Source organism: Kitasatospora sp. NPDC059160 (assembly GCF_042755465.1).
Lineage (GTDB): Bacteria > Actinomycetota > Actinomycetes > Streptomycetales > Streptomycetaceae > Kitasatospora.
Map to the genome: position 1 here is coordinate 1 of NZ_JBHZCN010000092.1, position 16,117 is coordinate 16,117.

Genomic DNA, 16,117 nt, shown 5'->3' on the forward strand with positions numbered 1-16,117 from the left:
GGGCCCGGCGGCACCGTAGGGGGGCGCCGGCCACCCCTCTACGGGGGCGCCCCCCACCCCCCGACCGGCGGTCGGGGGACCGCTGCCCGGTCCCCCGGCCGCCACCCCCTCAGGTCCCGGGCCCGGGGCGGCTATCGTGCACAGGTGCACGAGGCCGCTCGGGACCCCGGAGGCCGCACGTGAGGGGAGTCCCAGGTGATCGGACGCGCGCTGAACGGGCGTTACGAACTCGTCGAGATACTCGGCGTCGGAGGCATGGCCACGGTCTGGCGCGGCCTCGACCGGGTCCTGGGCCGCCAGGTGGCCGTCAAGGTCCTCAACGGCGGCCTCGCCGACGACCCCCGTTTCGCCGAGCGTTTCAGCCGCGAGGCGCAGCACGCCGCGATGCTGGTGCACCCGAGGATCGTCATGGTCTTCGACTCGGGCGTGGACGAGGGCACCCCGTTCATCGTCATGGAGCTGGTGAACGGCCGTTCGCTCGCCGCCGTCCTGGTCCAGCAGCCGCAGTTGCCGGTGGAGCGCGCGGTCGGCATCGCGGCGGCGGTCTGCGAGGCGCTGTCGGTCGCGCACGCGGCGGGCCTGGTGCACCGGGACATCAAGCCCGGCAACATCATGATCACCGACGACGGCGGCGTGAAGGTGGTGGACTTCGGCATCGCCCGGGCCGGTTCGTCCAGCAACCTGACCCAGACCGCGAGCGTGCTCGGTACGGCCGCCTACCTCTCGCCCGAGCAGGCCACCGCCTCCGCCCTGGACGGCCGCACCGACCTGTACGCGGTCGGCTGCGTGCTGACCGAGATGCTCACCGGCGCGACGCCGTTCACCGCCGAGACCCCGGTGGCGATCGCCTTCAAGCACGTCAGCGAGCAGCCCCTGCCCCCGTCCGCGCGCCGCCCGGGCCTGCCGCCGGCCCTGGACGCGGTGGCGCTGCGCCTGCTGGCCAAGGATCCGGCCCACCGCCCGGCCGACGCCGCCGCGGCGCGGGCCGAACTCCTCGGCACCGTACCGGGCCTGGCCGTCGGCGATCCGACCGCGGAGCTGCTCGCGACCGCCGCTCCCACGCAGCTGCTGCCGCCGGTGGGGCCGACGGGGTCGATGCCGCCGATGGCACCGATGGGGCCGATGGGGCCGATGGCGCCGGTGCACCCGAACCAGCAGCACACCACCCTGCTCCCGCCCCAGACCCCGCACGGCGTCCCGCACCACCCCGTCCCGGCCGCGACCTCGGTGATGGCGCCGCTCCCGGCGATGCCGCCCGCGGCGCACCCGGCCGGACGGCTCCCCATGCCCGCCCCCACGGTGAGCCGGCGCAACAAGCCCCTGGTCCTCGGAGCGCTGGGCATAGCCGGCCTCGCCGGGGTCATCGCCGTGGTGCTGACCGCCGCCGACGAGCCGGCCGGCAACGCCGCCGCCAAGCCCCCGGCGGCGACCAAGTCCGTGGCCACCACTGCGACGACGGCCCCGACCTCCGCTGCTGCCGCCCCCACCACCCCGGCCGCCACGCCGACCGCTCCCGTGCCCACCCAGTCCGTCCCGCGCAACCAGCCCGCGGAGCTCCAACTCCAGTCCTTCCGGCAGGCCGTGGCGCAGGCGCAGGTCGGCAAGGAGCGCGACAAGCAGACGGAGCTGCTGCAGATCCTCGACGAGACCGCCTCCCGGCTGAACGAGGGCAACCCCGACGACGCCGCCCAGGAGCTCCGGGCCGCCCAGAAGACGATCAAGGACCTGGGCAAGAAGCACGCGATCGACGGCCCCACCTACGCCAACTGGAACGCCCGTCTGTCCGCGCTGTACGCGACCCTCCACACGTCGGCGGGCAACTTCCAGGACGACTGAGGCACTCCGCCCCGGTCAGGCGAACTGCAGCCGGTCGCTCAGCCCGGCCGCCGCGAAGGCCGCCTCCAGCGCCGTACGGCCCTCGGTGAAGTGCGCCCAGCTGTCGAAGTGCGCCGGTACCACGCGCCGCGCGCCCAGCAGGGCGGCGGCCTCGGCGGCCTGGGCGCTGTCCAGGGTGAGCAGCGCGCCGTCGAAGGGGCCGGGGCGGGCGGCGCCGGCGAACAGGACGGCGGTGTCCACCGGGCCGAACCGCTCGGCGATCTCCTCGACCAGCGGCAGCGAGGCGTTGTCGCCGCTGACGTAGACGCTCGGCAGGTCGGGCGCGGTCAGCACGAACCCGATCACCTGGCCGAGCACCGCCTCGGCGCCTTCGGGCCCGTGCAGCGCGGGTGTGGCGGTGACGGTGACGCTGCCGCCGTCCGGGCGGGCCAGTTCCACGGACTCCCAGGGGGCGAGCCCGCGCGCGGTGCCGCCGAGCCGCTCGGCGCCGCTGGTGGTGGTGAGGACGAGCGGGACGGTCGGCAGCAGGGCGCGGCCCGAGGTGTCCAGGTTGTCCGGGTGCTCGTCGTGGGAGAGCAGGACGGCGTCGACCGGGCCGAGGTCGGCGGGGGTGATGGGGGAGGGAGCGGTCTTGGTGAGGGCGCGGCCGCCGCCGCGCGGGTAGTCGCCGGGCTCGTCGAAGGTCGGGTCGGTGAGGAAGCGGAGGCCGCCGAATTCGATGAGGGCGGTCGGGCCGCCGAAGACGCGGATGTTCGACATGCTGGTTCACCTCACGGAGAAAGTCATCGTTTGACGTGATGAAACCTAACCCTCCATCACGGAAGAGCGCAAGGTTTACCATGAGAACCGTGAATGCCACCCTCACCGCCCCGCCGCCCGCACCGGGTTCGGAGCAGCATGTCGCCCTCGACTTCGCCAACAGCGACCTCGCGCTCACCACCGGCCGCCTCGACCTCCTGGCCACCCCCGCCGACGCCACCCGCTGGCTGGTCGAACGGGGCCTCGCCCCCGAAGGGGCGGAGGTCTACGAGTACTGCACCGGACGGCTGCGCGAACTCCGGTCCCGGCTCAGGGTGTTGCTCGCCGCCCGGGTCGACGGCGCGGTGCCGCCGGCCGAGGCCGTGGACGCGCTCAACGCCGCGCTCACCGCCACCTCCGCCGCCGCCCTGCTGCGCTGGTACGAGCCGGACGGCCCGTACCGCGCGCCGGCCCATCCGGCCGACCAGGTCGCCGTGCACGCCATGGCCGTCATCGCCGCCGACGCGGCGGACCTGCTCACCGGCCCGGACGCCGACCGCCTCGCCGCCTGCGCCGCGAGCCCCTGCATCCGCTTCCTGGTCCGCACCCACGCCGCCCGCCACTGGTGCTCGACCCGCTGCGGCGACCGCGTCCGCGCGGCCCGGGCCTACGCGCGCCGGAGCAAGGCTGAGGCCGCGTCATAATGGCGCGGTGCTGACGATCGGATCCCTCGTCCTCGGTGTCGCCGACATGCCCCGCGCGGTCGCCTTCTGGGCGGCCGCGCTCGATTACGTCCCGAGGGACGGCCTGGTCGAGGACGACTGGACGGTGCTGCTCCCCGCCGACGGCGGCACCGGCGTCCAACTCGCCCTGGGGATCTCCGAGTCCCCCGTCCAGGTTCACCCCCGCGTCCACCTCGACCTCTACGCGGACGGCGCCGCCGCCCAGGCCGCCGAGGTCCGCCGCCTGATCGCCCTCGGCGCCCAGGAGGTCGACTGGGACCTCTACCCCGACGACCCGGACTTCGTCGTCCTCGCCGATCCCGAGGGCAACCGCTTCTGCGTCATCGACACCGCCCACGGTTGACCACAGGGTTGTCCACAGCCTGTGGACAACCCTGTGGGCCATCCCCTACGGCGTGTACTCGTACCCGATGGTGAACCGGGCGGGCAGGCACGACTCCGTGTACTCGATCAACCCGTCGTCGTCCGACCACCGGTGGACGAGAGCCAGGATCGGACTCCCGACCGCCACCGCCAGCCCGGCCGCCTCCCGCTGGTCGGCCGCCCGCGCGTGCATGTCGTCGCGTTCGGAGCGACTCCCAACTCCCCTGTGCATCGTTACCGTTGTCCTATGACGGATCTGCGCCGGGTGCCGGTGGACGAGGTGCTGGGACGTGTCGAGGCTGCCTTGGTGACGAGGCTCGACAGGAAGACGGTGGTCCGCAAACGCCGATCCGTGGGAGCAGGCACGGAGCGCGGCACGTGGGTACGCATCGAGCGGCGGGGGCTCGACCGGATCGGCATCCAGGGCGGGGACGGCACTCCCTCCGCTGAGGCCTTGCGCGGGATCGCGAAGCCCGCGTGGCTCGCGGGCTTCGCCTGGCGGGACGAGGCCGAGCCGGTGATGTGGCGGGCTGATGAGACCGAACTGCTGCCGTCTGCCCCAGCAGGATCCGCAGTTGTGGCCGAGGACCCCGGGCTGCCGCCCCGATGGTGGTCGGAGCTGAATGCCTCTCTCGATGCGCTCGCCGGTCAGCGGACGAATCGGATCGCCACTCCGGACACGGAGACGATCACCCAGGAGCTGGTGACTCGGACGATCTGCCAGGTGTTCCCGGGCATCGACACCACGGTGAGTGAGTGGTGTCCGGCGCATGCGGATCTGAACTGGGCGAATGTGACCGCGCCCGAGTTCTGCGTCTTCGACTGGGAGGACTGGGGCATGGCCCCGCGCGGTCTGGACGCTGCCACGCTGTGGGCGGCATCGCTGGCGGTACCGGCGCTGGCCGATCGCGTCCGCGGTGAGCGGAGCCGCGACTTCGCGAGCAGGGACGGCAAGCTGATGACCTTGTTCGTCGCGGCGAAGATCCTCGGGCCGTACGCACATCCCGAGGACCCGCGCCTTGAGGGTGCCCGCGTTTTGGCGGAGCAGGTGGTGAAGGAGCTTCACGTGGACTGACGCAGGAGCTGCCGGTACGACCGGAGCACCTCAGTGTCGATTTCGTACGCCAGGCCGCCGAGCAGCTCTCGAAGGTGCCCGGTGTCGTCGGTGCTCACTGCCACCGCGTCCACCCTGGGGAGCGCGAAGGCGACCCGGAATGCTGCCTGCACCGTCGTGGCAGCCGGTACCCGCAGGAATGTCCTCGGCTCCACCCTTGCCCATACGGGGGCGGTCGCGCTGCCTCCGAACGGGCTCATGCCCCACACCGCGGCCGGCCGCCACCAGGTCACCAGTGCCTCAGCGGCGTCGAGGACTCTGTTGCTGACCAGGAGGCCGGAGCGAACCATCAGGACGTCCGGTCACGGTGCGTCGAGGCCGACCAGCGGGCGTGGGTCCCACGTGGAGATCCCCCAGTGCTCGCACAGCCCCGCCGCTGTCGCGTCGACCAGGGCGGCACACGCGTGCGTCAAGGTCTCGGCGTCCGGGGCGGAGTGTTCCGGGTTGTGCAGGAGGATCGTGCCCGGCTCGTGGCCGAGATCCTTGGCCGTCTTCTCGACAGCGTGCCGGAGTCGTTCCGGGAGGAGGCTGTGGCCGTCTTCGAAGTAGCCGACTTTGGTGGAGATCGAGAACTTCGGGAGCAGGTCACCGGCGACCGTTGCGAGGGTGCGGTGAGAGTGATGGCCGAGGTAGTTCGAGGCGGTGTCGATCGCAGTGACACCGAGGTCCAGAGCGTCGCTCAGGAGGTCGCGTCGGTGACGAGACCGGTGTAGCCCGAGGACAGTTCGTCGGTCAGCGGTGCGCACAGCTCCTCCTTGATCAGGATCGCGGCGACCTCGTGGATCTCGTCCCCAGCGGTCGCCGCTGCCCGTTCGAGCGGGACCGGTCGGCCGCTGAGCAGCAGCCGCAGGGAGGGGACGGCCTTGGCGGCGACGGTGAGCTTCTTCCCGGCCGCCGTGACATCCACGGTGTCACCGTTCTCCTTGATCCGGGGTGGGAAGTGGGTGGTGCACACCACGGTGCGAGGCGGGCCGGAAATGCCGAGGAAGGGCACGTGGCGCCCGGGAGCGGTCTGGAGTCCGTAGGCCGTGAGGAAGTCCTCCGGGCCGTGCCGGCCGACAAGGCGGGTGGCGGCTTCGACCAGGGCGGAACTGCCGGTACCCCTGTGGTCGAGGTCGTGGCGGAAGACCTCCTGCTCTCGGCACCAGTCGCCCAGCCAGGCCATCCAGGAGGCGCCGGTGCGCCTGGTGACGCCGAACGTGACGTGGAGGCTGTGACCGGCGCCGCTTCCGGTGCGGGTGGCTTGATGCCAGTGGCCGCGCGGAATGTGCATGACGTCACCGGCCTGGAGTGCGCCGTTGAAGATCACGGTGTCACTGGGCGTGCTGTTGGGGTCAGCGTCCCGGTACATGGGCACGGCGCGGGAGGTGGCTCGAACCTCCCAGTCCTTTTCTCCCGAAAGCTGAACGATGATCACATCGTGGTCATCCCAGTGCAGCGGGAACCCCGCGGCATCGTTGGTGGTGAGGTACGCGTTCACCTGTACGCGCTCGTGCGCCCACCACTGCAAGGCGCGGCAGGCGACTTCCATGGTGGGATCGAAGACGTTGACCTGGTCCATGATGAGCGTCGCACCCTGCCGGAGCAGGTCCCCGAGGCGATGCATGTTGGTCATCGGGACGGACTGTCCGCGCGGGCTGACGGTGTCGGTGAAGTACACGGCCGGGTGGACTTCCTCGCCCATCTGGAAGGCCCGGAACTGCGGCCGGTTCAAGCTGCGCCGCATGGCGATGTCGAGCAGCTTGTCCGGGGTGAGGATGCGCGACAGGAGCGCGTCGTCCTCGATCCGCCCGAGCATGAAGCCGGTACCGATCGGCTCCGAACTCTGCCATCCGAGAGCCGTCTCGATGGCGCTGACCAGTCGGTGTTCCACTGCTACCTCCTCAGGAGTGTGCTGGAGCGGGGTGGGAACTCGCGCCGTGCACGAGTTCCCACCCCTGGGGATGACCGGCGCCCTATCCGACGTCGGTCAGGTTGCCGTCACCACCGGGCCACGGCGCGTCGCCGGACGATCCGGCGTTGTCGGAGCGGAGGCTGTCGTACCTGTCCTGGACAGCGGCCAGTTCCTCGACCGCGACCAGCAGCCCACTCGTCTTCCTCAGCGGGTCGTTCGTGGTGTCGTCCATGTGGTGCTCCTCTCTTCTCGGCTCCGCCCAGCTCCAGGCGGAGGTCTGAGCTGAAGCGCGCCCTGAGCCTCGGGCAGCCGAGCAGCTGGGGAGATCAAGCTCCGATCGATCGAAATCTCGGATCGGCAGCCGACTCGGTGATTGGTGTGAGAACAATGGAAGTTGACTGCGTGCCGGTCCGGTAGCCAATCGCCCTTAACCTCGGCGAGTTAACCGTCTCCGACCTGCGGCGCCGCAGTCAGGACGCATCGGTTGGCACGATCACGGGATGAGGCCGAGAGATGTCAGCTCAGTTGCGGCAGGCTCGCAAGGAGCGGGGTTGGTCACAGGAGCGGCTTGTCCACGAGATGGAGCGGCATGCCCGCAGGCATCTCCTCGACATCGCCTCGACAGCGAGCCTGCGCGTCTACGTCTCGGAGTGGGAGAACGGCCGTCGACCGATTGGTCCCCTGTACGCCGCGGTGCTGCGCGGGTTGCTCGGGCTCACCGACCGGGAGCTTCTCGACGGCCGTGCGTCAGATGGCCGAGCGCTGACCGTTGCCGGGTACGACGAACTGGTCAGCCGCATCGATGCGGCCCACAGCCTCAGCCTTGGCATGGTGGACACCTTCATGGCTCAGACCGAGCTCCTGCGTACAGTGGACCGCCAGATGGGCGCTGCTGCGCTGGTCGACCAGATGCAGGCACACCTGACGGCCCTGGAAGAATCGCTGACCTTCGCCGTATTGCCCGCCACCAGGGAACCCATCGCCCGAGCACTCGCCGGGACAGCCACCCTGGCGGCGTGGCAGGCGCTCGACGTCGGTGCCAGTGAACGAGCCTGGCGTCACTACGAACTGGGCAAGAGGGCCGCAGCCGAAGCGAAGGAGCCGATGTACCTCGCGCACGCCATGGCCGAACAGGCATACGTGCTGTCGGCCGCCGGGAAGAACGATCTCGCCGTACAGCTCATCCAGGAAGCACACCGCTCCGTCGGCACCGAGGCCTCCCCTCGGCTGGCCGCATGGCTGCACGCGGCCGAAGCCGAACTCCTGGCTCAGGCCGGCCAGACGGAAGCCTGTCGGCGGTCCTTGGACTCGGCAGCGGCCACTCTCCCCGCTGGAACTTCGGACCGCGACCCCGACATGTTGAGCATCTTCCTCAACGACAGCCACCTGGCCCGGTGGCGAGGCAACGTCCTCGCCCGTCTTGGGGACGACGCCGCGATGAGTGACCTGTACGACGCCCTCGCCACCATGGACGCCACCTTCACCAGGGCGACCGCCGGCCTGCACTGCGATCTCGCCCAGGCCCACTTCGCCCGAGAAGAACTGGACGAGGCCGCACACCACTTACGGCAGGCACGCCTGCTGGCCAATCGCACCGGATCGGCCCGCCAACGCGCCCGAGCCAATCAACTGGTCGAGAAGCTCGGAGCATCGTGATGGGATGGGGGCCTCCCCGGGCATCACTGTTTGCGGGAGGCCAGGATGTGCAGGAGCGCCACCAGAGTGCCCGAACCCGTGAGCTTCCCCTCCGCCATGAGCACAGGCACCTCGGACATCGGCACCCACGCGACGCGACCGGCCTCCTCGCCGGCCTCCGGCTCGCCCGCGAGGGTCGCCCCATGGCCGACGAACACCTCGTGCGGCGAGTCCACCATGCCGACCATCGGCTGAAAGGTGACCACGTGGTCGAGGTGCTCAGGCCGCCAGCCGGTCTCCTCCTCGACTTCGCGCAGGGCAGCCCGCAAGCCATCCTCTCCGGGATCGACGATGCCACCGGGCAGCTCCCAGCCCCAGGACTGCGGCACGAAGCGGTACCGCCACAGCATCAACACGCGGTCGCCGTCATCATCCAGCACCGCGGCTATGGCCACGCGCTTCAAGCGCACCACGTGATGCTCGAAGCGCGCCACACCAGGAGGTTCAACGTCCACGAGGGCCAGCTGCACCCATGGGTTGTCATAGACCAAGCGGTCGCCGTGGACCTTCCACGGCTCGAGCTCATCGGCCTGAGCGCTCATCAGCAATCACATCCCAGGAAGGCAGCAGGTGGGGATAGTTGACCACACTCGCCGAACGGAGGCCGTGTGTTCGAGCCCTCATTCATCCAGGGATGCTGCTGGCGAGTGCGACTGATCTCATCCGGCCACTGCACGCCTTGTTCGCAGCGCTCCGACTGCATCCGGTCGAGGCCCCGAGCACAGGCTCGGGTGAGCCTTCGGCATCAGCTCCTCGGCACGGTGATCTACCTGGCCACATCGACATCTGGCTCGCCGAGACACCCCGGGCTCGAAATCAGAACCCACACCTGGCAGTAGTTCGCCCCGCTGGATGAGTCCAGCGGGGCGAAACAGTCCACAGTCGCCAACAGCATCCGCGAACGAGCGTGAGGGGCCGCTGGGGTTAGGCGTGGTGGTCGAACTCGCCGGCCTTGAGGCCGTCGAGGAGGGCGGTGAAGGCTGCGAGGTTGGTGCGGAGGATGGTTTCGCCTTCGTCGGACTCGCGGAGTTCGATCAGCTTGTCGGCCCTGCGGACCTCCACACAGTTGTCGCCGGAGCTGCTGTAGGACGACTTCTGCCATTGATTCTGGGGCATTTCAGCCTTTCAGGGTCTTGGCCGTGTGATGGATCAGGTCTCGGGATTCATCGGCGTCGAGGGATGACTTCTCGATCCGATCGAGGACTCTTCGGTAGGACTCGAGCTCGTTCAGGGAGTCGTAGAAGATGGGGCCGGTTGATGCCTCCATCTCGACCGTGTCGAGCTCGGGAACCTCCCCGTACGAGTAGGCGAAGTTCTCGATCGAGCCCGGGTAGGTGTGGGCGGCGAAGGGGACGACTCGGATGCAGACAGCCTCTCCGGCGGCGTCATCGATCAGGGAGTGAAGCTGGCTCCGCAGAACAGCGGTGCCTCCGTAGCGGGTGACCAGGCTGGACTCGTGGATGTAGATCTCAAGCTTCTTCCTCGGGTCTTCCAGGAACTTGGCCCTTCGCTCCATACGGAAGCTGGTTCGTAGATCCAGCTCGTCAGCCGGAACTGGAGAGAGGTGACGGTTGAAGACTCCTCGCGCATACTCCTCGGTCTGCAGAAGCCCCGGGATGATTGCGGACGCCCAGTGCCGGATCGTGCCGGTGGCGAAGTCCTCGTGTTCGGCGGATTCGAGCAAGGTGTCTGGGAGTCGATGGCGGTACTTCTCCCACCAGCCCTTCTTGCGTGTGCTGATGCTGCCGAGGGAGCTGATCAACGGCTGGCTGCCGCAGTTGCAGGCCGCGGCGATGGTTCGGAGCCGGTCCATGCTGACGCTCGTCTTGCCGCTCTCCATCTGCGTCACCTGTGCAGCGCTTACTCCGAGCGCGCGGGCAAGCTGGCTTCCTCCGAGGCCGGCTCGCTCTCGCATCTTCCGGAGTTCGGCGCCCAGACGGCGCTGGCGAAAGGTTGGGTTCTGACGGCCAGGCATGGGGTCCTCTCTGCATCATGTGGACCCAGTGTGACGCGCGCCCGGGTGGTGGGGCCATCTGTCCCTCTGAAGAGGGAATTCTGAGCAAACTACCTAAACTTAAGTAGATCGTGCGCTATGGTCGATGTCACATCGATCCGACGGATCGTCAGTAATGCTTGCTGGTAAGCACCGCAGAGCAGTCGTGCCTTCTTCCACGGCCTGGTTCACGGCGACGTATCCGCCGGTTCTCCACCCCGCACACGCCCGGGAGTTCTCCCATGCGTCACCTCAACACGCCCTCCCTCGCCCTCTCCCGCCAGTCCCTCCGCAACGCGATGGTCCGCGCGGGCTGGCACCCCTCCGCCACCTTCGAGGCCGAACTCGCCCTCGGTGAGCTCCTCGCGAACGCCTGGCTGCACGGTGGCACCCCCGCGCCGGTCACCGAGATCCTCTTCCTCCACAACACCCTCCGGGTCTCCGTCGCCGACGAGAGCCCGCAGCTTCCCGTCCCGCAGCCCCTCGACCTCCTCGCCGAGTCCGGCCGGGGCCTCCAGCTGGTCGCCGGTCTCACCCACCGGTGGGGCGTCGACCCGCAGGAACGCGGCAAGGTCATCTGGTTCGAGTGCGACCTGGGTGCCGCCTGATGTCCCTCCCCCGCCGCCCGCTGCTGCCGACCGATCCCCGGGTCCGGGCCTGCACCGACGAGCACATCCGTACGCTCCTCGCCGAACTCCTCCAGCGCGGACGTAAGTTCGGCCTGCTCTTCCCCTCCGTCGACACCGACCGGACCCTCGACGGGCGCGTCCTGGTCTGCTTCAACACGGCGCCCGCGTCGACGCTGCTGAACCTCCTGTCCCTCCTCCTCGAAGCCGAACGACAGTGGGGCGCCCCGTGCGATTCCTGATCGCCGCGGCCTTCGCCGCCCTCCTCGCACTCGCGCTCGCGACCGTCGCCCTGGGGGTCGTCACCGCTCTCCGCGCGACCCCGCCCGAGCCGGACGAGGGCGACTGACGGGCCGGCGGGACGGCAGCGGTCCTCACCCGCGGCGCCGGATCCGGCGTTCCACGTTCCCGCGGATCGTCCGCGACGCCGTCCCGGCCGCCGCCGCGAGGAACACGAAGTTGTACCCGATCTGCAGGACCACCACGAGCCGCGCCGTCTGCCCCGCCGGGGTGATGTCGCCGTACCCCACCGTCGCCATCGTCACGACCGTGAAGTACAGCGCGTCCAGCCGCGTCTCCAGCCCCGCGAACTCGGCCTTGTGCGCGCCCAGCGCGTAGTACGTCGCCGAGAAGATGACCATCGCCAGGAAGATGAGGAAGGCCAGCCAGGCCACCGGCTGCTTCGCCGTCCCCTTGAGCACCCCGACGATCTTCGCCAGCATCAGCCAGCTCAACCCGCCCAGTGCCGCCACGAAGACCGTCCAGCTCAGGAGCGGCCGCCGGTCGCCGAACCACTCCAACGGCAGCGTGAAGTACCCGACCATCAGCAGCGTGAACGCGCCCAGCAGCCACGCCACGGCCCGGAGGTCGGCCGACGGGAGAGGAGGGATCTCGGACATCCCGCCCAGCCTGGTCCACCCGGACCCGCCCCGCCCGCCCGGCTACTCCGGCCGGGGCGAGGCGGCCCGGGAAAGCGTCGAGCCCCCGGTGGAAATCCACCGGGGGGCTCGACCAGAACCTCGTACGACGACTCAGGCGGTCGTCTCGGGGCGCTTCGCCTCGGCACTCTTCGTCACGTTGGTCGGCGTGACGGCCGGGCGGTCGGCGGCCTGCTGGGGGGCGGCCGTGCTCTGCGCGGTGCCGGCGTCCGCCTGCTCGCCGCCGTCCTCGCGCATCGCCTTGGTCTCCGCCTTCAGGATGCGCATCGACTTGCCGAGGCCACGGGCCATCTCCGGCAGCTTCTTCGATCCGAACAGCAGGACTACGACCGCCAGCACCACCAAGATGTGCCAGGGCTCAAGACCGTTCCGCAGCATCCCTGGCCACCGGTCCCTTCTTGTCTAGAGTCACGGAGGGCGCTAGGCCCTGCTGGCCAGTATGCCTGGCCCCCAGGCCGAACGGATACACCGGACGGGAAACGCTGGCCGAAAACCAGGTGCCGCCCGAACGGATCACCGATGGCGGCGCCGCCGGGCCATCAGTAGACGAATGGCACCAGCCGCTTGGAAACCCGCTGGTAGTCGGCGTACGCCGGGCCGAACGCGCCGAGCAGCAGCCGCTCCTCGGCGGCGATCCGCCAGCCGTACGCGCCGAGCAGCAGAACGGTGACCAGCAGTGCCGCTGCCCAGCTGCCGGTGCCGAGCGCGTAGCCGCACCAGACCAGCAGGCTGCCCGCGTAACCCGGGTGGCGGATCAGCCGGTACGGGCCGCTGCGGACCACCTGCTGGGTGTCCACCGTCCGCAGGGTGCGGGTGTAGTAGCGGCCCAGGGTGCGCATGCCCCAGCCGCGCAGGGCCAGCCCGGCGACGACCAGCGCGACCCCGGCCCAGCGCGGCCCGGCGGGCAGCATGCCGACGCCGGCGCGTTCGAACAGCACCACCACCAGGACGGACGCGACGTAGCAGGTGAGCAGCAGCCGGGTCGAACCGCGGTCGCGGTCGTCGGCGCGCCAGCTGCCGGCCGCGCTGTCCTCGCGGCGGCGCAGCAGCAGCTCGTAGCCGACCCAGCAGAGGACGCCGAGCAGGGAGAGGAGGGACGGCAGGGACATGGGGAGCTCCTGACGGTCGCGGACTACCCCTCCACGGTCCCCCGGCCGCGCCGCCGGGACACGCACCCGGGGGTGGATGCCGCCGGGTCCACCCCGGGGTGGACGGTCTCCGCGATCGCTGCGGTCACCGCGGTCACCGGGGCCGCCGGGGCCGCCGCGCCAGGAGGTAGCCGCGCCGGGTGTCGGCCTCCTCGGGCAGGCCGTCCCGCTCCAGCCGGGCCTCGACGCCGAACCCGGCCTCGGCGAGGCGGGCGGCGACGGTGTCGGTCCGCAGGAAGTGGAAGTCCACGTCGACGTCGTGGCCCCACCACTCCGCCAGGTGCCGCACCTCCTCGCCCAGGTGGAAGGAGACCAGCAGCAGCCCGCCGGGCCGCAGCACCCGCAGCATCTCGGCGAAGGCGGGCAGCAGCTCGTCCGGCTCCAGGTGGATCACCGAGTACAGGGCCACGGCCGCCGCGAACTCGCCGTCGGCGGCGGGCAGCGCCAGCAGGTCCCCGGTGCGGAACTCGGCCCGCGGGTGCTCGCGCGCGGCCAGCTCGACCATCCGCGGCGACAGGTCGATCCCGACCACCCGCGCGCCCTGGCCGGTCAGCCACCCCGCCACGTGCCCCGGCCCGCACCCCAGGTCCGCCACCACCCCGCCGGCCGCCTCCTCCACGACGGCCCCCAGCAGCGCCCGGTCCACCACCTTGTGCGCCAACTCGCCCCCGATCCGCCCCAGGTACTCCTCCGCCACCACGTCGTAACTTCCGCGCACCCGCCCGTGTCCAGTCCCCATGCCCCTCACCCTGACACGGCCCTGCCCCTTCTCACCCCCCAGCACGAGAAACCGGACCACCCACACCCTCCGCCCCGCCCCCGCGAACCCGCCAACCCCTCCCCACCGCAGGCGACGCACGGGAAGTCGGCAGGGCCGACGTTTCGCGCGTGCCCAGTCGCCAAGCCCCCGCAGCACCGCCCTCGCCAGTCCTCCCTGCGCCGGAAGTCGGCCGGTTCGACTTCTCGTGCGCGCTTCCGACCGCCGTGCTCCGACTCCTTGCTGCACCTCTGCCCTTGCCGGTTCTCCCTGCACGGGAAGTCGGTGGGGCCGACTTCTTGTGTCGGCGCCGACGGGGTCGCCGGGGGTGCGGCAGTGCTCGTTGGCTGTGCGATGAATCAGCGGGGTCGGGGTTCGGCTCGTCCCGGGGGATTCCTGGAGGCAGGTGGTGCACGGGAGGTCGACGGGGTCGACTTCTTGTGTCAGCGCAGACGGCCGCCGGGGGGTGCGGCAGTGCTCGTTGGTTGTGTGGCGAGTCGGCTGGGTCGGGGGGAATCCCGGCGCCGGGCGGTGCGCAGGAAGTCGGCCGGTTCGACTTCTCGTGCGCGTGCCCCCGCTCGGGGGAGGACGGCGGAGAGCCCCCGTCCGGGTGGGCGGGGGCTCTCGATGACTCGCGTGGACGGTGGCCGTGCGGTGGGTCAGGCTGCGACGGGCTGCTCCGGGGCCGGGGCCGGGGCGGGGGTGGCGGCGGGCAGGTGGCGCAGGAGGCGGTGGGCCAGGACGGCGGCGCCGAGGGCGAAGACCAGGCCGACGACGGCGGCGACGTGCAGGCCGTCCGTGAAGGCGCCGCGGGCGGTCTCCAGCAGGTCCGGGCCGAGCCGGCCGGGCAGGTGGGCCGCGACGGAGACCGCGCCGCCGAGGGTGTCCTGCGCGGTGGCGGCGGCGGTGCCGTCGACGCCCGCCGGGAGGGCGCCGTCCAGCTGGTGGCGGTAGATCGCGGCGCCCGCCGCGCCCAGCAGGGCGATACCGAGCGAGCTGCCGAGTTCGACGGCGGTCTCGGAGGTGGCGGAGGCGGCTCCGGCCTGCTCGACCGGGGCGGCGGAGACGACCATCTCGGCGGTCATCGTCATGGTGCCGACGGTGCCCGCGGCCAGCACGCCCGCCGCGGTGAGGATGAGTGCCAGCGGGGAGTGCGGGCCGACCTGGGTCATCGTCGCGAAGCCGCCGGCGCCGACCACGAAGCCGCCGCCCATCAGGGCCGCCGGGCGGACCTTGCCGGCCAGGGCCGAGCCGATCCCGATCGCCGCGCCGACGCCGACGCTCGGCACCAGCGACCAGAGCGAGGCGGTGAACGGGCTCATGCCCTTGACCAGCTGGAGGTACTGGGAGGTGAAGAGGGCGAAGCCCATCATCGCGAACATGGCCAGGGTGTTGACGCTGATGGCGCCGCTGAACGTGCGGATCCGGAACAGGCTCAGGTCGATCAGCGGGTTCGCGGCGGTGCGCTGGCGCTGCACGAAGGCGACGGCGATCAGCAGCCCGGCCGCGGCGGCGAGGGCGGGGAGCGGGCTCCAGCCGTCCACGGCGAGGGTCTTGACGCCGTAGACCAGGGGCAGGATCGCGGCGAGCGAGAGCACGGCGCCGGCCACGTCGAAGCGGCCGGTGCGGGCGGTGGTGCGGTACTCGGGCAGCAGGACGGGCGCGGTCAGCAGCACCAGGACCATCACCGGGACGGCGACCAGGAAGGCCGAGCCCCACCAGTAGTGGTCGAGCAGCAGCCCGCCGGCGACCGGGCCGAGGGTGGCCCCGGCGGTGAGGGCGCCGCCCCAGGCGCCGAGGGCGACCTGCCGCTGCTTGGGGTCGTGGAACATGTTGCGGATCAGCGCCAGGGTCGAGGGCATCACGGTGGCCCCGGCGACGCCGAGCAGGGCGCGGGCGGCGATCAGCTGTTCGGCGCTGCCGGACCGGGCGGCCAGCAGCGAGGCGACGGTGAAGCCCGCAGCACCGATCATCAGCAGCCGGCGGCGGCCGATCCGGTCGCCCAGCGCGCCCATCGTGATGAGCAGTCCGGCCAGCAGGAACGAGTACATGTCCATGATCCACAGCTGCTGGGTGCCGCTGGGGGCCAGCTCGGTGGAGATGTACGGGACGGCGAAGAACAGCACGCCCATGTCCATGGAGAGGACCAGGGTCGGGAGCAGGAGGACGGCCAGGCCGGTCCATTCGCGACGGCCTGCGCGGCCGGTGGTTGCGGTCATGGGGAAGACGGTACGGACGTTTCAGACGCTTGTCTAGTACAGATGTGTAACTC

The 16,117-nt window shown here is 70.9% G+C and carries 21 protein-coding genes; 7 read left to right on the plus strand and 14 right to left on the minus strand.

The window, feature by feature from the left end; all coding sequences use genetic code 11:
- The first annotated feature begins 195 nt into the window (after nucleotides 1-195).
- Complete coding sequence (locus ACFXOZ_RS31770; RefSeq protein WP_380593517.1) at nucleotides 196-1,836, plus strand: protein kinase; 1,641 nt, start codon at nucleotides 196-198, stop codon at nucleotides 1,834-1,836.
- Nucleotides 1,837-1,851: 15 nt separating this feature from the next.
- On the opposite strand, the gene ACFXOZ_RS31775 is transcribed toward ACFXOZ_RS31770, so the two are convergent.
- Nucleotides 1,852-2,595: an MBL fold metallo-hydrolase gene (locus ACFXOZ_RS31775; RefSeq protein ID WP_380593518.1), complete on the minus strand. Its 744-nt coding sequence runs from the start codon at nucleotides 2,593-2,595 to the stop codon at nucleotides 1,852-1,854.
- 80 nt (nucleotides 2,596-2,675) lie between these two features.
- On the opposite strand from ACFXOZ_RS31775, the gene ACFXOZ_RS31780 reads away from it, so the two are divergent.
- A complete protein-coding gene (locus tag ACFXOZ_RS31780) occupies nucleotides 2,676-3,278 on the plus strand; it encodes an ABATE domain-containing protein (RefSeq protein WP_380532952.1) in 603 nt (200 codons plus the stop codon).
- A 7-nt stretch (nucleotides 3,279-3,285) separates the two neighbouring features.
- Nucleotides 3,286-3,660: a VOC family protein gene (locus ACFXOZ_RS31785; protein ID WP_380593519.1), complete on the plus strand. Its 375-nt coding sequence runs from the start codon at nucleotides 3,286-3,288 to the stop codon at nucleotides 3,658-3,660.
- A gap of 45 nt (nucleotides 3,661-3,705) precedes the next feature.
- Here the strand turns inward: ACFXOZ_RS31785 and ACFXOZ_RS31790 are convergent, their stop codons facing one another.
- Nucleotides 3,706-3,912: a UTRA domain-containing protein gene (locus ACFXOZ_RS31790; RefSeq protein ID WP_380593520.1), complete on the minus strand. Its 207-nt coding sequence runs from the start codon at nucleotides 3,910-3,912 to the stop codon at nucleotides 3,706-3,708.
- Between the two features lie 15 nt (nucleotides 3,913-3,927).
- On the opposite strand from ACFXOZ_RS31790, the gene ACFXOZ_RS31795 reads away from it, so the two are divergent.
- Complete coding sequence (locus ACFXOZ_RS31795) at nucleotides 3,928-4,755, plus strand: hypothetical protein (RefSeq protein WP_380593521.1); 828 nt, start codon at nucleotides 3,928-3,930, stop codon at nucleotides 4,753-4,755.
- Here ACFXOZ_RS31795 and ACFXOZ_RS31800 read toward each other — a convergent pair.
- The 4 genes from ACFXOZ_RS31800 to ACFXOZ_RS31815 form a co-directional block, all read right to left on the minus strand.
- On the minus strand, nucleotides 4,743-5,084 hold the full coding sequence (locus ACFXOZ_RS31800; RefSeq protein WP_380527295.1) for a hypothetical protein: 342 nt from the start codon (nucleotides 5,082-5,084) through the stop codon (nucleotides 4,743-4,745). The genes ACFXOZ_RS31795 and ACFXOZ_RS31800 overlap by 13 nt on opposite strands.
- 12 nt (nucleotides 5,085-5,096) lie before the next feature.
- Entirely contained in the window at nucleotides 5,097-5,540 is a 444-nt protein-coding gene (locus ACFXOZ_RS31805; RefSeq protein ID WP_380527297.1) for an aldo/keto reductase, read from the minus strand.
- Complete coding sequence (locus ACFXOZ_RS31810; RefSeq protein ID WP_380527299.1) at nucleotides 5,474-6,667, minus strand: JmjC domain-containing protein; 1,194 nt, start codon at nucleotides 6,665-6,667, stop codon at nucleotides 5,474-5,476. The genes ACFXOZ_RS31805 and ACFXOZ_RS31810 overlap by 67 nt, the downstream gene beginning before the upstream one ends.
- Nucleotides 6,668-6,749: 82 nt before the next feature.
- Nucleotides 6,750-6,920, minus strand: coding sequence for a hypothetical protein (locus ACFXOZ_RS31815; protein WP_380527301.1), 171 nt, complete (start codon nucleotides 6,918-6,920; stop codon nucleotides 6,750-6,752).
- Nucleotides 6,921-7,201: 281 nt separating this feature from the next.
- Between ACFXOZ_RS31815 and ACFXOZ_RS31820 the strand changes: the two genes are divergently transcribed.
- A complete protein-coding gene (locus ACFXOZ_RS31820) occupies nucleotides 7,202-8,344 on the plus strand; it encodes an XRE family transcriptional regulator (protein ID WP_380527302.1) in 1,143 nt (380 codons plus the stop codon).
- A gap of 23 nt (nucleotides 8,345-8,367) precedes the next feature.
- On the opposite strand, the gene ACFXOZ_RS31825 is transcribed toward ACFXOZ_RS31820, so the two are convergent.
- The 3 genes from ACFXOZ_RS31825 to ACFXOZ_RS31835 form a co-directional block, all read right to left on the minus strand.
- A complete protein-coding gene (locus ACFXOZ_RS31825; protein WP_380527304.1) occupies nucleotides 8,368-8,925 on the minus strand; it encodes an NUDIX hydrolase in 558 nt (185 codons plus the stop codon).
- A 382-nt stretch (nucleotides 8,926-9,307) separates the two neighbouring features.
- Nucleotides 9,308-9,499, minus strand: a complete 192-nt coding sequence (locus ACFXOZ_RS31830) for a DUF397 domain-containing protein (protein ID WP_380593522.1) — start codon at nucleotides 9,497-9,499, stop codon at nucleotides 9,308-9,310.
- Nucleotide 9,500: 1 nt separating this feature from the next.
- Nucleotides 9,501-10,358 (minus strand): helix-turn-helix domain-containing protein, encoded by an 858-nt coding sequence (locus ACFXOZ_RS31835; RefSeq protein WP_380593523.1) that lies wholly within the window; start codon nucleotides 10,356-10,358, stop codon nucleotides 9,501-9,503.
- Nucleotides 10,359-10,618: 260 nt separating this feature from the next.
- Here ACFXOZ_RS31835 and ACFXOZ_RS31840 point away from each other — a divergent pair, with 260 nt between their 5' ends.
- The gene (locus tag ACFXOZ_RS31840; protein WP_380527307.1) at nucleotides 10,619-10,984 is read left to right on the plus strand and encodes an ATP-binding protein; all 366 of its coding nucleotides are present in this window, start codon (nucleotides 10,619-10,621) and stop codon (nucleotides 10,982-10,984) included.
- On the plus strand, nucleotides 10,984-11,244 hold the full coding sequence (locus ACFXOZ_RS31845; protein WP_375887431.1) for a hypothetical protein: 261 nt from the start codon (nucleotides 10,984-10,986) through the stop codon (nucleotides 11,242-11,244). The genes ACFXOZ_RS31840 and ACFXOZ_RS31845 overlap by 1 nt, the downstream gene beginning before the upstream one ends.
- A 132-nt stretch (nucleotides 11,245-11,376) precedes the next feature.
- Here the strand turns inward: ACFXOZ_RS31845 and ACFXOZ_RS31850 are convergent, their stop codons facing one another.
- From ACFXOZ_RS31850 to ACFXOZ_RS31870, 5 genes are all read right to left on the minus strand, one after another.
- Nucleotides 11,377-11,901, minus strand: coding sequence for an ion channel (locus ACFXOZ_RS31850; RefSeq protein ID WP_380527309.1), 525 nt, complete (start codon nucleotides 11,899-11,901; stop codon nucleotides 11,377-11,379).
- 132 nt (nucleotides 11,902-12,033) lie between these two features.
- Nucleotides 12,034-12,318 (minus strand): Sec-independent protein translocase subunit TatA, encoded by a 285-nt coding sequence (gene tatA, locus ACFXOZ_RS31855; protein ID WP_360226432.1) that lies wholly within the window; start codon nucleotides 12,316-12,318, stop codon nucleotides 12,034-12,036.
- A gap of 161 nt (nucleotides 12,319-12,479) precedes the next feature.
- The gene (locus ACFXOZ_RS31860; protein WP_380527312.1) at nucleotides 12,480-13,049 is read right to left on the minus strand and encodes a methyltransferase family protein; all 570 of its coding nucleotides are present in this window, start codon (nucleotides 13,047-13,049) and stop codon (nucleotides 12,480-12,482) included.
- Nucleotides 13,050-13,182: 133 nt separating this feature from the next.
- A complete protein-coding gene (locus ACFXOZ_RS31865; protein WP_380527314.1) occupies nucleotides 13,183-13,827 on the minus strand; it encodes a class I SAM-dependent methyltransferase in 645 nt (214 codons plus the stop codon).
- Nucleotides 13,828-14,504: 677 nt separating this feature from the next.
- Nucleotides 14,505-16,064 carry an MFS transporter gene (locus tag ACFXOZ_RS31870; RefSeq protein WP_380593524.1) on the minus strand — a complete coding sequence of 520 codons (1,560 nt, stop codon included), beginning with the start codon at nucleotides 16,062-16,064 and terminating at the stop codon, nucleotides 14,505-14,507.
- Nucleotides 16,065-16,117: the final 53 nt, after the last annotated feature.

What these genes read in the sequence shown, in the direction of transcription:
- ACFXOZ_RS31795 (WP_380593521.1), top strand. Translation starts at nt 3,928, where the DNA reads ATGACGGATCTGCGCCGGGTGCCGGTGGACGAGGTGCTGGGACGTGTC.
- ACFXOZ_RS31775 (WP_380593518.1), bottom strand. Translation starts at nt 2,595, where the DNA reads ATGTCGAACATCCGCGTCTTCGGCGGCCCGACCGCCCTCATCGAATTC.
- ACFXOZ_RS31815 (WP_380527301.1), bottom strand. Translation starts at nt 6,920, where the DNA reads ATGGACGACACCACGAACGACCCGCTGAGGAAGACGAGTGGGCTGCTG.
- ACFXOZ_RS31830 (WP_380593522.1), bottom strand. Translation starts at nt 9,499, where the DNA reads ATGCCCCAGAATCAATGGCAGAAGTCGTCCTACAGCAGCTCCGGCGAC.
- ACFXOZ_RS31835 (WP_380593523.1), bottom strand. Translation starts at nt 10,358, where the DNA reads ATGCCTGGCCGTCAGAACCCAACCTTTCGCCAGCGCCGTCTGGGCGCC.
- ACFXOZ_RS31860 (WP_380527312.1), bottom strand. Translation starts at nt 13,049, where the DNA reads ATGTCCCTGCCGTCCCTCCTCTCCCTGCTCGGCGTCCTCTGCTGGGTC.
- ACFXOZ_RS31780 (WP_380532952.1), top strand. Translation starts at nt 2,676, where the DNA reads ATGAGAACCGTGAATGCCACCCTCACCGCCCCGCCGCCCGCACCGGGT.
- ACFXOZ_RS31825 (WP_380527304.1), bottom strand. Translation starts at nt 8,925, where the DNA reads ATGAGCGCTCAGGCCGATGAGCTCGAGCCGTGGAAGGTCCACGGCGAC.
- ACFXOZ_RS31845 (WP_375887431.1), top strand. Translation starts at nt 10,984, where the DNA reads ATGTCCCTCCCCCGCCGCCCGCTGCTGCCGACCGATCCCCGGGTCCGG.
- ACFXOZ_RS31840 (WP_380527307.1), top strand. Translation starts at nt 10,619, where the DNA reads ATGCGTCACCTCAACACGCCCTCCCTCGCCCTCTCCCGCCAGTCCCTC.
- ACFXOZ_RS31865 (WP_380527314.1), bottom strand. Translation starts at nt 13,827, where the DNA reads ATGGGGACTGGACACGGGCGGGTGCGCGGAAGTTACGACGTGGTGGCG.
- ACFXOZ_RS31850 (WP_380527309.1), bottom strand. Translation starts at nt 11,901, where the DNA reads ATGTCCGAGATCCCTCCTCTCCCGTCGGCCGACCTCCGGGCCGTGGCG.
- ACFXOZ_RS31790 (WP_380593520.1), bottom strand. Translation starts at nt 3,912, where the DNA reads ATGCACAGGGGAGTTGGGAGTCGCTCCGAACGCGACGACATGCACGCG.
- ACFXOZ_RS31800 (WP_380527295.1), bottom strand. Translation starts at nt 5,084, where the DNA reads ATGGTTCGCTCCGGCCTCCTGGTCAGCAACAGAGTCCTCGACGCCGCT.
- ACFXOZ_RS31870 (WP_380593524.1), bottom strand. Translation starts at nt 16,064, where the DNA reads ATGACCGCAACCACCGGCCGCGCAGGCCGTCGCGAATGGACCGGCCTG.
- ACFXOZ_RS31820 (WP_380527302.1), top strand. Translation starts at nt 7,202, where the DNA reads ATGTCAGCTCAGTTGCGGCAGGCTCGCAAGGAGCGGGGTTGGTCACAG.
- tatA (WP_360226432.1), bottom strand. Translation starts at nt 12,318, where the DNA reads ATGCTGCGGAACGGTCTTGAGCCCTGGCACATCTTGGTGGTGCTGGCG.